The sequence below is a fragment of the Klebsiella sp. 18074 genome, assembly GCF_902705905.1.
GTDB lineage: Bacteria > Pseudomonadota > Gammaproteobacteria > Enterobacterales > Enterobacteriaceae > Klebsiella > Klebsiella terrigena.
On sequence record NZ_CACSIS010000005.1, the window covers coordinates 225,207 to 238,264 of the forward strand.

The 13,058-nt window shown below is 47.4% G+C and carries 18 protein-coding genes, 1 tRNA gene and 1 pseudogene; 9 read left to right on the plus strand and 11 right to left on the minus strand.

Features of this window, described 5'->3' with window-relative positions:
- The first annotated feature begins 15 nt into the window (after positions 1-15).
- The 4 genes from trbJ (at position 16) to GVK32_RS07570 (ending at position 2,671) form a co-directional block, all read left to right on the plus strand.
- On the plus strand, positions 16-810 hold the full coding sequence (trbJ, locus tag GVK32_RS07560; protein WP_065897099.1) for a P-type conjugative transfer protein TrbJ: 795 nt from the start codon (positions 16-18) through the stop codon (positions 808-810).
- Positions 811-821: 11 nt separating this feature from the next.
- Entirely contained in the window at positions 822-995 is a 174-nt protein-coding gene (locus tag GVK32_RS28855) for a hypothetical protein (protein ID WP_001575473.1), read from the plus strand.
- Between the two features lie 2 nt (positions 996-997).
- Positions 998-2,389 (plus strand): P-type conjugative transfer protein TrbL, encoded by a 1,392-nt coding sequence (trbL, locus tag GVK32_RS07565; RefSeq protein WP_159866774.1) that lies wholly within the window; start codon positions 998-1,000, stop codon positions 2,387-2,389.
- 69 nt (positions 2,390-2,458) lie between these two features.
- Complete coding sequence (locus tag GVK32_RS07570) at positions 2,459-2,671, plus strand: hypothetical protein (RefSeq protein WP_071055413.1); 213 nt, start codon at positions 2,459-2,461, stop codon at positions 2,669-2,671.
- Positions 2,672-2,692: 21 nt separating this feature from the next.
- Here GVK32_RS07570 and GVK32_RS07575 read toward each other — a convergent pair whose 3' ends face one another.
- The 3 genes from GVK32_RS07575 to GVK32_RS07585 are packed head-to-tail and all read right to left on the minus strand — an operon-like array spanning position 2,693 to position 4,879.
- Positions 2,693-2,920 carry an antitoxin VbhA family protein gene (locus GVK32_RS07575; RefSeq protein ID WP_074442463.1) on the minus strand — a complete coding sequence of 76 codons (228 nt, stop codon included), beginning with the start codon at positions 2,918-2,920 and terminating at the stop codon, positions 2,693-2,695.
- Positions 2,921-2,977: 57 nt separating this feature from the next.
- Positions 2,978-3,796, minus strand: a complete 819-nt coding sequence (locus tag GVK32_RS07580; protein WP_227697821.1) for a hypothetical protein — start codon at positions 3,794-3,796, stop codon at positions 2,978-2,980.
- A gap of 9 nt (positions 3,797-3,805) precedes the next feature.
- Entirely contained in the window at positions 3,806-4,879 is a 1,074-nt protein-coding gene (locus GVK32_RS07585) for a site-specific integrase (protein ID WP_049097211.1), read from the minus strand.
- Positions 4,880-4,904: 25 nt separating this feature from the next.
- Between GVK32_RS07585 and GVK32_RS07590 the strand changes: the two genes are divergently transcribed.
- Positions 4,905-5,016 (plus strand) — tRNA-Ser (locus GVK32_RS07590).
- Between the two features lie 277 nt (positions 5,017-5,293).
- Entirely contained in the window at positions 5,294-5,584 is a 291-nt protein-coding gene (locus tag GVK32_RS07595; protein ID WP_159866777.1) for a hypothetical protein, read from the plus strand.
- A 201-nt stretch (positions 5,585-5,785) separates the two neighbouring features.
- Here the strand turns inward: GVK32_RS07595 and GVK32_RS07600 are convergent, their stop codons facing one another.
- Entirely contained in the window at positions 5,786-6,004 is a 219-nt protein-coding gene (locus GVK32_RS07600) for a hypothetical protein (protein ID WP_123706704.1), read from the minus strand.
- Between the two features lie 268 nt (positions 6,005-6,272).
- Between GVK32_RS07600 and GVK32_RS07605 the strand changes: the two genes are divergently transcribed.
- Complete coding sequence (locus GVK32_RS07605) at positions 6,273-6,740, plus strand: DUF2846 domain-containing protein (RefSeq protein ID WP_159866780.1); 468 nt, start codon at positions 6,273-6,275, stop codon at positions 6,738-6,740.
- Between the two features lie 377 nt (positions 6,741-7,117).
- Here GVK32_RS07605 and GVK32_RS07610 read toward each other — a convergent pair whose 3' ends face one another.
- From GVK32_RS07610 to GVK32_RS07620, 3 genes are all read right to left on the minus strand, one after another.
- Positions 7,118-7,456, minus strand: a complete 339-nt coding sequence (locus GVK32_RS07610) for a helix-turn-helix domain-containing protein (RefSeq protein WP_123706702.1) — start codon at positions 7,454-7,456, stop codon at positions 7,118-7,120.
- Between the two features lie 62 nt (positions 7,457-7,518).
- Positions 7,519-7,770 (minus strand): DUF1471 domain-containing protein, encoded by a 252-nt coding sequence (locus GVK32_RS07615; protein ID WP_159866783.1) that lies wholly within the window; start codon positions 7,768-7,770, stop codon positions 7,519-7,521.
- Positions 7,771-7,904: 134 nt separating this feature from the next.
- Positions 7,905-8,690, minus strand: a complete 786-nt coding sequence (locus GVK32_RS07620; protein ID WP_159866786.1) for an SDR family oxidoreductase — start codon at positions 8,688-8,690, stop codon at positions 7,905-7,907.
- A gap of 148 nt (positions 8,691-8,838) precedes the next feature.
- Here GVK32_RS07620 and GVK32_RS07625 point away from each other — a divergent pair, with 148 nt between their 5' ends.
- Positions 8,839-9,732 carry a LysR family transcriptional regulator gene (locus GVK32_RS07625; protein ID WP_123706699.1) on the plus strand — a complete coding sequence of 298 codons (894 nt, stop codon included), beginning with the start codon at positions 8,839-8,841 and terminating at the stop codon, positions 9,730-9,732.
- A 34-nt stretch (positions 9,733-9,766) separates the two neighbouring features.
- Here the strand turns inward: GVK32_RS07625 and GVK32_RS07630 are convergent, their stop codons facing one another.
- The 3 genes from GVK32_RS07630 to GVK32_RS29080 all read right to left on the minus strand — a co-directional run bounded on the left by GVK32_RS07630 (position 9,767) and on the right by GVK32_RS29080 (position 12,115).
- Positions 9,767-10,756, minus strand: coding sequence for an aldo/keto reductase (locus GVK32_RS07630; protein WP_159866789.1), 990 nt, complete (start codon positions 10,754-10,756; stop codon positions 9,767-9,769).
- Positions 10,757-10,782: 26 nt separating this feature from the next.
- Positions 10,783-11,634, minus strand: coding sequence for an aldo/keto reductase (locus tag GVK32_RS07635; protein ID WP_159866792.1), 852 nt, complete (start codon positions 11,632-11,634; stop codon positions 10,783-10,785).
- A gap of 163 nt (positions 11,635-11,797) precedes the next feature.
- On the minus strand, positions 11,798-12,115 hold the full coding sequence (locus tag GVK32_RS29080; protein ID WP_227697822.1) for a hypothetical protein: 318 nt from the start codon (positions 12,113-12,115) through the stop codon (positions 11,798-11,800).
- On the opposite strand from GVK32_RS29080, the gene GVK32_RS29085 reads away from it, so the two are divergent.
- Complete coding sequence (locus GVK32_RS29085; RefSeq protein ID WP_227697824.1) at positions 12,109-12,330, plus strand: alpha/beta hydrolase; 222 nt, start codon at positions 12,109-12,111, stop codon at positions 12,328-12,330. The two genes, GVK32_RS29080 and GVK32_RS29085, sit on opposite strands and share 7 nt — an antisense overlap.
- Positions 12,331-12,357: 27 nt before the next feature.
- Here the strand turns inward: GVK32_RS29085 and GVK32_RS07645 are convergent.
- Positions 12,358-12,783 (minus strand): annotated as a pseudogene (locus tag GVK32_RS07645) (IS3 family transposase); the annotation flags it as partial.
- Positions 12,784-13,058: the final 275 nt, after the last annotated feature.

Genomic DNA, 13,058 nt, shown 5'->3' on the forward strand with positions numbered 1-13,058 from the left:
ATTTGAGGTGGGCAAATGAAGTTAATGCTCCGAGTATTTTCATCACTGAGAGGGATTTTAGCAGCTAAAAAATCATTAGCAGCTTCCTTGCTGGCGTCCATCATGGCATTACCGGCGACAGCCGGTATCCCTGTAATCGATGGTACTAATGTGGTGCAGACCACAATCAGCGCAGTCAACAACGTTCAGGCTGTGGCAAAACAGATCCAGCAGTACCAGACGCAGCTGCAGCAGTATGAAAACATGCTCAAAAATACAGTCGCACCTGCAGCCTATATCTGGGATCAGGCCAATTCGACCATCAACAAATTGTTGCAGGCGCAGGACACCCTTAATTACTACAAAAACCAGGCCGGGAGTCTTGATTCATATCTGAAACGTTATCAGGACGTGAATTACTACCGCTCATCACCGTGCTTTAACAGTAATGTTGAATGTACTGCGGATGAAATTAGCGCACTGCGCAAAGCTGAACAGAACAGCTCTGAGGCACGTAAAAAGGCCAATGACGCTGTATTTAAGGCTCTTGACGAACAGCAGGAAACACTGCAAAGCGATGCTGACAACCTTGCAGATTTGCAAACGCAGGCAACCGGCGCACAAGGGCAAATGGAAGCTATTCAGGCCGCTAACCAGCTTGCCAGTGCTCAAACGAACCAGTTGCTGCAAATCCGCTCGCTTCTGGTTGCCCAGCAAAACGCTGCAGCAACACTGGCACAGGCTGAGGCTGATAAAGAAGCCCAACAAATAGTCGCTGATGAAAAAGCGTTAGCTGGCGAGAACACACCAAGCCCGAAGCGAATTTGGTGAGGGAGAGCTGAATGAAAGATAAACTTTTGGTCATTTTCATTCTAATAATTTCATTAATTCTATGCTCTTGCGATAAAAAAGATGAAGATTGTTTATCGACGCCAGAGAATAAATTGAACGAACATAACTACGATAAATGTGCCCTGCGTGGCAATAACAATCCTAGCCCTAAGCGAGAATGGTAATTATGAGAATAGTAAGCAAGCTCACTTTTTTAGGAGTGGTTTTTTTGTTTTCTGTAAATGCTTATGCTGGTCAATTAGATAGTAGCGGATTACTTGATACGTTATTAGATAAGTTTCAGCAAGTAGCCAGCACATGGTCATTAGTAATTGGTGATTATGCAAATTGGCTCTTCTGGGGGCTGGTATTAATAAGTATGGTTTGGACATTTGGTATGTTGGCGATGCAAGGGGAAGGTTTAATCAGTGCACTTGCAGAAATAGTTCGTTTTTTTGCCGTGATTGGTTTTTTTTATTATCTTTTAATCAACGGCCCAGCCATATCACAATCTATAATTAACTCAATGAGACAACTTGCAGCAAATGCTTTAGGAACAAGTACTGGTATTTCACCCTCCAGCATAGTGGATATGGCTTTTGTGATATTAACAAAGGTCAGTTCAGCAGCATCAATTTGGTCTCCAATGATTTCGACCATTATGATAACCGTCGCGATAATAGTATTAGTAGTAATGGCGCTTATCGCGATAAATATGCTAATAATGTTAGTTTCTGCATGGGTGTTGTGTTATGCAGGAGTTATTTTGCTTGGGTTTGGTGGCTCGAAATGGACTTCTGATATAGCAATAAATTACTTACGCACAGTATTATCGATTGGTATTCAGTTATTTACGATGACATTAATCATTGGGATTGGGCAATCATTTATAGATCAGTATTTTTCTATTATTAAAAATGATATTCCTGATCTTAATAGTCTTATTGTTTTACTTCTGGCGTCAATTATTCTTTTAGTATTGACGAATAAATTACCGTTGTTGTTATCAGGCGTTGTTGGAGGAGCGTCCTTACAAGGGATCGGTGGTTTTGGAGCAGGTATGATTACTGGCGCTGCTACTACTGCAATCAGTGGCGCTGGGGCAATGGCAATGAGTGCTACAGCTCAAGTCAGTGGTGGTGCTTCCGCTCTAAAAGCAGCATTTGAATCTGCACAAGCGGCGATGGCCGAAGAATCTGGTTCTGGTGATAAAGGTGGTTCAGGTGGAGGATTTGGCGGAGGGGAAGATACCGGTTCCGTAGATACTTCTGGAGGACAACCATCAGGCGGTTCCGGTGGTTCTTCTGCAGGGAGTAATACAGGTAGCGTCAGCGGAGGAAGCCAGGGGTTTGCTTCATCATTCTCACGAGCTGGCCGCATGGCTTCTCACATGGCGAGCGGGCCTAACGGAGCTTCGGAGTATCAGATGATGAAGGGAAGTACTAATTCTATCCGAAGACAACAGACCGTTGGTGGGGAAATAGCGAATCAAATACGTAAACACACAGCCGATCGTCAGACTAACCACGAACAGGATGAGTTTGAGGGTGATAGTTTAACTGGCAGTAAAAAATCTTGATTTAGGCGCGTCAGTTAGCGCGGTAACGTTAACTGACGCTTCCACTAAACACCTGTAAGGAGGTGGATAATGGCTGATTATAATAGCTTTGTTTTGGAAGGAATAAAAATTATTTTTGCCGATAACAACAAGGAGTTTATTAAAGAGATTTGTGAACCATTGATAAATATTCTTTGCATCGAAGAGTATTATTCTGCTACCGGAATTTATAATTGTGATGATGCTGATGTGCAAACTGAGTTGCTTAAAAATGCATTAAGGGACTATAAAATAGCTCACTAGTGAGAAGTGGCTAACTAAATGTTAGCCTTTTTTATTTTGATTTTTAGATTGTTCAATGTGATAATTTAATACTTCTCTCTTTGCCTCTTCATAGGTTAGCTCTCCATTGATCACCTTATTTTTTATTTCATTAAAAAATGAGGAGCCTTTAGGATCTTTACTTGATAAAAAAAGACTGGCTTCAGTCCTCCGAAAAGCTTCTTTCCTTGCTTCTATAGAAAATGAATTTGCAGGGTTATTTTTGTTCATAAGTTGAAGTGCCCTTATTATTTATATTCGAGGTGTTTTTATCTACAAGAGTTAGTCTTAACTCCGAGAATTTATTTCCTGATATTCTATAACACTGATTTTCATTTTTTCAATATAAAGCGATTTGCTTTCTGAGCTATCACATGTCGTAGATGTTCTTGCATCAAGAAAAATAAACTTTTCTTGAAATCTTTCAATATATTTCATTGCTGTCATGCTAATAATAAAAAGAGCAACTGACACAGCAAAAAGGGATAAGCCTGATACTAAACGATTAAAATTAAATTTCCTTTTAATAACTAACGAACTGGCTAGATTGACCATGTTATAGGGGACCATAATTATGAGTCCTATTAATAATATTTTTTCAGGAAGATTGTTCATTTGCATATGATGTTGAGCCAAGTTTCCAATATATACTGATATCATAGAGGATATTACTATTTTTGCTGGGGATACATCTCGCAAAAATATGTATATATAGATTGTAATTGCACAAATCATTGCTCCTATTGGAAATGAGAGCATGAAAGCATAAGCTAATGTCGAGTAATTAAGATTTTCTGGGACTATACCATAAGCTATGTCAAGCTTAAACTTTGCGATCCATAAGCATACGGAATATGTAAAGCCAGTTACGCCCCATTTAACTACTGCATTATTAAATACTTTATTTAATAAATCACGATATCCTATGTATACACTGGTTAATAAAGCTATGGATGATAGGAAAATTGGAGCGGCAACGTATATATTTTCTAGCCATAATGGGTTTTCTACAATCAAGTATCCAAAAGGTATTAAGTATATTATAGCCAATAGCTGAGGGTTGTTTAATTTTGGTGATGCATCAACTAACTTATTTTTATAATCCATACAACGTCCTTATTTCAACTTTAACGCCAAATCTTCAGCTTTTGGATGATAATACCGCATTAGCATTCTTGGATCTTTATGTCCTGTAATTTTGGTTAGTTCATGCATAGGGAAAATTTCAGCAAGTCGAGAAGTTGCTTCATGTCGAAGGTCATGAAATCTTAAATCTTTAAGGAAAGATTCCTCACATAATGAGTTTGTTTTCTCGTATCGTTCTCTGGCTCGTTTTACAGCTCGGTCAAAAGCTCGGGTAATCGCGTCTGCACGCATATCAAAAACCTTATCAGCAGCTGGCTTAGAATGTTCCTTGAGACTGGACAGTATCGTAATGGCTTTCGTTGATAAAGGGACATCGCGGGCATTACCATTCTTAGTATCCGGCAGATGTGCAACTCGCCGATCAAGATCGATAAAGCGCCATCGAAGCTCTGCGATTTCGCTACGGCGCATGGCTGTCTCTAACGCCAGAAGAATGATTGCTGGCAATACTAATGAATGTGTTGCGGCGATGATATGTTCGATCTCGTTGGCTATTTCCTTTCCTGACGTAACACCGGTTTTCTCAGAAACTACAGGCAGCGCTTCCAGGCGTCTGGTCCTGGAGTTCTTGGGTTGGGGTTTGCGAATGGCCTCTACGGGGTTCAGCAGGCTCTCCATGCCCCATTCTTTCCGCGAAACATTGAATACATGAGAAAGTAAGGCCAAACGCCTTAAAACGGTTGCAGGAGCATAGATTTTCAACCATTCATCTCTCAGCTTGGCGACATCGGCACTCCTGATGCTAGCCATATAGTTTTTCGCCAGCTGAGTGCCTTTTAGTATCCGCACCAATGATCGGTCTTGCACTGCCCCTTTTTTGTCGGGAACAATCTCTTTTTCATATCGCGTTAGGGCTTCATACAATGTCGTAGATTCCGCTTCGCTGCGGCTAAGCCAAACTCCTCTCGCCATTTCTGACTCGATCATTTTGGCCCAAGCTTCAGCTTCTACTTTGGTGTTAAAGGTTTTGGTTTGAGAGGGAAAACCACGTTTACGGATTTGAGCTTCCCATTGGTAGTTACCACGTTTGCGTATAGTCGCCATTTCTGTCTGATTCCTAACGAACTGTGGCAATATTGTGGCAAAAAATCCATTTAAATTCGATAGGTATTGATTTTACAAGATCAATTTACGCATTCGTAATGCGAAGGTCGTAGGTTCGACTCCTATTATCGGCACCATCAAAGAAAAATCTTTTAAAATCAACAATCAGCACTTAAAATCTCGTATTTCGTTGATCGATAAAAATCGATTCATCCTCCCCCATAGCGGTCTGGCTGATGATGAAATCTCCCGACGGCGGGTATCCCAGCCGCAGCTTTATGGCCGCTATTGTCCTAAAGCTCGCAGCTCCAGCAGGCTGGCTATGGTCATACCGCCTCCAATTCAGTTTCCCCCTGGTTAAAATGGCCTCCGAGGAGCTACAATTCCCGCAAATCTTCCGCTAAGGGCTTCTCAATGGACGACGAAAAATTACGCGCTTACCTTAAAGCGATTGGTATGGGGTGCTTTGTGACGTATTACGACAGGTTTGCCAGCGCAGCTGTTTCACGCGCGGACCTTATTGAACTGCTGCATACTCAGGAAGGGTACACGGAAAAAAGCGGTGGGAGCCGCACCAGTAAAGCGAGGGCAATTATTGCCGCAGGGGCAAGTGAAGAAGCATTAAGGCTGATTATCGCGTCTAATCGGGTGAACGATGATTTAAGAGATGCGGCGCGAAAATTACTGATGAAAAACGTTGCCTGAAACCAGCGTAACTTCGGCTACTCCCGGCCCTCATGGGTTATCGCAATATATCCGTGAAGGCCGTAGATTAGGTTTCTGTTATCCCCCTCTTCCCTCAAAAATCCTTCAGACACCGTTACGGCGATTTGCTTTGTTTAACGTTAAAGCTGCGTTTTTGCGCTTTCCAGGGATGGCAGGATTGTTATGACAAAGCCGCCTTGACTATTCAATCCGCTTCACCTCGGGATGCTTTTCCGTCGCGGCCTCGTGAAAAATATCATCCAGCCAGCCGGGAATCTCGGTTTCGGTAAGATCGTCGGGAATAATAACCTCATACAGGCGGGAAAATTTTCGCTCCGTCAGGTCAGCACGAAATACCAGCCAGCGTTCACCTTCGCGCTGAACCCCTATATGTCGGCCAAATACGTCATAAATCAGCATCATTACCTTCTTTTAGCTCCGCGTTGATCCCTTCTGTTCCTACCTTAGCTGAATCACCATGCAAAACGAAGACGTTCGTTTTAGCGAACTGAACGGCAATAAGCCGCAGCCGCGCCTCAATGCGCCCCTGGGTATTCCCTGACATCCATCAATTTTTTATCCGCTACTCCATCCTGAAATCATACTTTGTTACACAATATTTCAGAGGTGACACATTTTAAAAACAGGATTATTCTGATCCTACTTTTTTTAACCCTCTGAGAATTCAATGAATAAAATAATCTTCGCGGCGGTAATTCTTTCTTCAGCTCTTCTTGGCGGCTGCGCCTCGGTCCCTTTAGCCAGCAATGCTGAAAATGCGACGGCTAAATCATTTCCCGCGCCGGAAAGCGGTAAGGCCGGTCTCTACGTGTACAGGGACAGCTTTGTCGGCAAAGCGCTTAAAAAAGACGTTTATCTTGATGGGCGCTGCCTCGGAGAAACCGCCGACAGGGTCTTTTTCTATCAGCAAATATCGGCCAGCCAGCCGCATACGCTGGGAACAGAATCTGAGTTCTCGCCAAATAACCTGACGCTCAACGTCGCCCCGGGCAAGAACTACTTTGTTCGCCAGTACATTAAAATGGGCGTTTTCGTCGGCGGAGCCGGGCTGGAACAGGTACCTGACAGCGAAGGGATGCGCGTTGTTTCCAAACCGGAAGTTAAGCTAGCGGTACCGGGTAAGTGCGATAACTAATCGGCGACGATTGTATGCTGCTGACATCCAGCCCCTATCGGCGGCTGGCTGCCGGCGGGAAACTTAAGACCAGCGGCTATCGTAACGATCGCCAGGGTGCGTCAATCCACGCTAAGCGCAACGAATAAGCTCCTCGGATCCTGGTTAAAGGAAGGATATCTGTCTTTATCGCAGGCCAGCGGGCTTTGGATGTACAAAATAACGTATTCGTTTAAAAATGCGATGAGAACGTATTAGACGGAGAACGTAGCGGACTGAACGAGAAATTTAACAATAATATCCTGGCGGTTTTATCTTAAACCAGGGCATGGTTATTACGCGTGCTTAAATCATTAATTGAAACAGCGCCGGCAGAATAGCGTTGATAAGAAGGAAAATTAATCCTCGACGCCATTAAGCTTCCGGTACCTGAGCGGCGGCAAGCTATAGTTATTTGAAAAAACTCGGGTAAAGGTCTGTTGAGAATCAAAACCATACTTAAACGCGATTTCCATTATCGAGTCGTTGGTCTCTACAAGATCTTTTGCCGCACGGGAGAGTCGCCGATCGCGAATATACTTGCCAAGGCTAATGCGTTTAACCTGAAAAAAAACCCGCTGAAGATGCCACTTAGAGTAGCCTGCCCGCGCAGCAACATCCTCGATCCTCAGCGGTTTATGTAAGTTTGAATCAATCCATTGGCTTATCTCATCGATGATGTCTTCTGTTTTGAACATAAATAGACGCTCATTATGAAAGGGTTATGATATGACATCATCCTTCTCAGGATACATATGATCTATTTGTAGATTTCTGCTACGCCGTGCAGTCGATTATTTCCTGTCGTTGACAGGATTTTGAACGACGTTGCCCCCTGCTCATCTGCCTTGCGAGAAAGTGCATTCGATAAATCATCAAGCGTATAGGCGTTGCTGGCCGAGACTACGCCAATTTTCTCCTTGCCGTCGGCATGGTTAATTTCCTGCGCGGCAGATGCGGTATTTACTGAAATGAAGCCCATGAGCAATGTGGTAATAAGCAGTGCTTTCATATCTAATACCTCTTATAAACTGTATGTTTGAAACTGGACTCGGATCAGGAGAAACGTCATGCGTCTGTATATTTAAATATACAGATCGAAGCTGTCATAAGACTGACCGCTATATGACAAAATTGTCAGGGTTATTAAATTGATGTAGCCCGTTTGGACAACAGGTTGAGCTCGTTAATAACGCACTCTGGCTCTTCATTGAGAGGCATATTGTCCATATCTAAGACTCCCTCGTTTCTTTGCGGACTGTCGTTCTTGAGAGCCGCAAACAGCGGCGAGAGATCCGCCTGCTCTTGCCCTTGCTCGGCCACCAGCTCGAAGGTCTTATTTTTTGCCGCATCGCTGGTCAGGGCGCTCACCAGCACCCTGGCGATTTGAGCTCTGGATATCACGCCATCATCCGGCGTTCCGGCGTGGCGCCGATCGCCCTGGAGCATCACGATCCTCTGCTCATCATCATTGTTGTAATCAAACCAGCCCGGTCTGACGATGGTATAGGGATGACCGCTGGCTCTGACCAGACGCTCGGCGCGCCTTTTCCAGTCATGAACCTCGGTGCGTTGATTCCAGGTGCTGAGCCGCTCGGTGACGCCAATCGTAGTCATTAAAGCGATGCGAACAGGCTTCTCTTTGAACATTCTGAGGATATTACGCACACCGCCATAATCTATCGCCCTGGCGCCAATACGCCCCTGCCCATCTGAACCGAGCGTAAAAATAACGGCATCAATATCTTTCGCCACATCGGTCAGCGTTTCGGGCTGCGAAACGTCGCCGTAAAAAACATCGGTTCCGCGAGGAAGCAATTTCACTTTGCGCCGATTTCTGACCAGCGCCACGGGCCGATGGCCCATTTCAATTGCGCTATTCATGACGTGAAGTCCGATACTTCCTGTCGCGCCGGCAACGAGTATTTTCATAATAAACCTTCTGATAATTCAGACATATTTTTGATAGGGATAGAATATCAATTATCATTATTGTCAGTAACAGGGCTAAAATGATTGTGTCTATGAACGCCCTTCATGAATTCTCTTTGGGGGCAATGTTTCAATAAGGAAACCGCCAATGCTCAAAGAAAACTTCAACGAACTCCAAATCTTCCTGGTGGTGGCAAGAGAGCGAAGTTTTACCAAAGCCGCGGGTAAGCTTGGCGTTTCCCAGTCAGCGCTTAGCCACGCGATGAAAGCGTTGGAAGAACGGCTAAACATCCGCCTTTTGACCCGAACCACCCGCAGCGTGGCCCCCACCGAAGCAGGTGAAAGAATTATTGCCTGCCTTGAGCCCCGCATTGCCGATCTTGAGCAGGAGCTGGAGTCGCTGGTTCAGCTGAACGGCACCGCCTCCGGCAATATCCGTTTATCCGCCGGGGAGCATGCCGCCCGGAGCCTGGTCTGGCCGAAGCTCAAACCCTTTCTCAGGGAATATCCGGAAATCAATGTCGAACTGGTCGTGGATAATGGTTTTGTCGATATCGTTGAGGGGCGCTTTGACGCCGGGATCCGCCTGGGCGAAAGCGTGGATAAGGATATGATCGCCGTAAAGATAGGCGCGGATATGCGAATGGCGGTGGTCGGTGCGCCGGTATATTTCGCCGCTAACCCCGCACCTGAAACGCCGCACCAGCTACAAAACCATCGCTGCATTAATATGCGTCTGCCCACCGCCGGTGGCCTTTATCACTGGGAGTTCGAGAAGGATGGCAAACCGCTGCGCGTCAGGGTTGAGGGACAGGTGACGTTTAACCTGCTGGCGGAAAGAATAGATGCCGTTCTCTCTGGCTTTGGCATCGCCTGCGTTCCAGAAAATATGGTTGAAAGCTATATCCAGTCGGGGGAGCTCATTCAGGTTCTGCAGGAGTGGTGCCCTTCTTTCCCCGGATACTATCTTTATTACCCCAGCCGCAAGCAGCACCCGCCCGCTTTTGCGTTAATGATCGACGCCCTTCGCTACGCGGAATAGCTGGCCCGCCGCGCGCGGCGAACCAGCCAGGGCCTTAACGGCCTACCCGAGCCTGATGCTCAGGCGAGTAGCGCTCGCCGACGATTTTTATCGTTTCAAGCGCCTGCGTGACCTGGCGTAAATCATCCTGAGACAGCGCAATGTCCGCGGCGCCCAGATTCTCCTCCAGACGGTGCAGTTTGGTCGTGCCGGGGATGGGAACAATCCACGGTTTTTGTGCCAGCAGCCATGACAGCGCGATTTGCGCCGACGTTACGCCTTTTTCGGCTGCCAGTGCGCCCAGCAAGGTGACCAGCTGTTCATTGGCTTCAATCGCTTGCGCGGCGAAACGCGGCACCGTGCTGCGATAATCGTCCTGACCAAACGAGGTTCCGGCCTTGATAGAACCGGTCAGAAATCCTTTGCCTAGCGGACTGAACGGCACGAACCCGATGCCCAGCTCGGCCAGCAGCGGCAGGATCTCCCGTTCAGGCTCGCGCCACCACATGGAATATTCGCTTTGCAGCGCAGCGACCGGCTGTACGCTATGCGCACGTCGGATGGTCTGCGCACCCGCTTCGGAGAGGCCGAAGTGTTTGACCTTTCCTTCGGCAATCAGATCTTTTACCGTTCCGGCCACATCTTCAATGGGGACCTCAGGATCGACGCGATGCTGGTACAGCAGATCGATAGCCTCCGTTTTGAGACGGCGCAATGACCCTTCAACGGCCTGGCGGATATGCTCCGGCCGGCTGTTTAAAATCTGCTGCCTGTTTTCAGGCCCGAAGGTAAAACCAAACTTGGTGGCGATGACCACGCGATCGCGAAAGGGTTTTAAGGCTTCGCCAACCACCTCCTCATTGAGGTAGGGGCCATACACTTCGGCGGTATCAAAGAAGGTGACGCCGCGTTCAACCGCGGCGCGAATGAGTTCGATAGCCTGACGGGTATCCGTTGCCGGGCCGTAGCCGTGGCTCAGCCCCATACAGCCGAGTCCGAGGGCCGACACTTCAAGTCCGGAGTTGCCCAGATAGCGTGTTTGCATTGAATGAGTACCTCTGTTTTCGTGGCTTAAACGTCAAGTTTGCGGCCGGTCAGCCACTCCACCATTGCCGGATCTCGATGGGAGAAGAAGGCGCTGGTTGCGGTGTCCAGGGCGGCAATCTGCAGCATATCTGCCGAGCTGAGTTCAAAATCGAGAACGTTGATGTTCTCCGCCATGCGCTCTTTGCGCACCGATTTCGCCAGCGAAACGATGCCTCGCTGGAAGATCCAGCGCAGAACAACCTGGCCGACGCTCTTGCCATACTTCTGGCCGATCGCCGTTAACACCGGGTGCTGGAACAGACCATTTTTGCCTTCGGCGAACGGCGCCCAGGCTTCCGGCTGAATGCCGCGGCTTTGGTTCCACGGCACCGCATGCAGCTGCTGGTTGAAGGGGTTAACTTCAATCTGGTTTACCGCCGGCGCGACCTTGTTGAAGGCGATAAGATCGGCCAGTCTGTCTGGGTGGAAGTTGCTGACGCCAATCGCGCGAATTTTGCCAGCCTGCTGCAGCTCTTCCATGGCGCGCCACGCTCCGTGGACATCGCCGTAGGGCTGGTGAATCAGGTACAGGTCAACATAGTCCAGCTGCAGTCGGTTCAATGAACGTTCGAACTGCGCCTTCGCCCCTTCGTAACTGGTATCCTGTAGCCAAAGTTTGGTGGTAACAAAGAGTTCGTTGCGGGCGATCCCCGTCTGCTGCAGCGCATTCCCGACCTGGGTTTCATTCTGGTAAGAAGCCGCGGTATCGATCAGGCGATACCCCGTATCGATGGCATCAATAACGGCTCTCTCGCATTCGGCAGCATCAGACATCTGAAACACACCAAAGCCCAGCAGGGGCATTTCAATACCGTTGTTCAGTTTTACAGTTTGCATGACGTTATCCTTCAGCTGTTGTGTGGGAAAAGCATAACGCAAAGCTATTTATTCGATTAGATAGGGTAATTCGCTAGGGTTTATTAGATGTGTTCATCAATGCTGTTGGCGTCTAACGGGCTGTTTTGCATCAGAGGCGGACCTGACTAACATCACTGATGTATTAATCAATGGAGAGCAGGTCATATTTATAATATAAATTGACAGCTACGCTTAGTTTTACAGGAACATAATCGGTGAATATTACAGCCTCCATTGCCCTTTTGAGCGCATGCCCGTTTGTGAGTCTGGCGTCGGTGCCGGTGACCTTTTCCGAAACTTTCCTTGAGGCTCCCGGGCCAAAAGGTCCGTTGAAAGGCACGTTACTCACCGCAAATTCAACACCAACCGCAGTTGTTCTTATCGTTCCTGGCTCCGGGCCTACCGATCGGGATGGAAACAACCCGCCTGGAGTGAGTGCATCATCATATTGTAGTGGCATATCGACTTCTTGCTGAAGGCCTGGCTGCAAAAGGCTTTGCAACGCTTCGTATCGACAAACGTGGAATGTTCGCTAGCGCAATGGCCGTAGAGGATGCCAATGCGGTGACGATTGCTGACTATGTTGACGACGTTCGATCCTGGGTAAAAATGCTTAGACGTGAAATGCAAACTCCCTGTATTTGGGTTCTGGGACACAGCGAAGGAGGTGTGTGATCCTACCCACGTAATGTGGACACAGCCCTAAGCGAGGTTCTGGTTTTCAAACTGTTCCGGACTGAGGCCGCCACACGCACTGTGACGGCGCCACCGATTGTAATCACACTCGATATAATTAAACACCGTCGTCCGCATCATTTCCCGGCTGATAAATTGTTCGCCATGGATGTATTCGACTTTCAGTGAGTGGAAGAAGCTTTCCGCACAGGCATTATCGTAACAACAACCCTTTGCACTCATGCTACCGCGCAGGTTATGTCGCTTCAGTAGCGCCTGATAATCCGCTGAGCAGTACTGCCCACCACGCTCTGTGTGAACGATGACATTTTCCGGGCGCTTACGTCGCCACAACGCCATCTGTAGCGCATCGCAGGCCAGCTGCGCAGTCATCCGCGATGACATTGACCAGCCGATAACAGCACGTGACCACAGAGCGATGACGACAGCCAGAAGGTGAGTGCTGCTTGCGGATCTTTTTGATGGTTGATGCGGGTTTTGTCATGTGAGTCATATATGGACGCCCAGTGTTATGCAAATACTGATTTGATACGGTTCGCTGTCATATATCCGGCGTCATTTATGGAAAGAGGTTTCCTGCGCCATGATGTCATCCGCACCCTGTTTCCTTATCACCTCACCGGTATGTTGCTACCAGAACTCACGCCAGGATTTTACAGGGTCGGTCTGCCGTTTTCTCATCAGTGTCTGCAAACTCAGTTAAACTA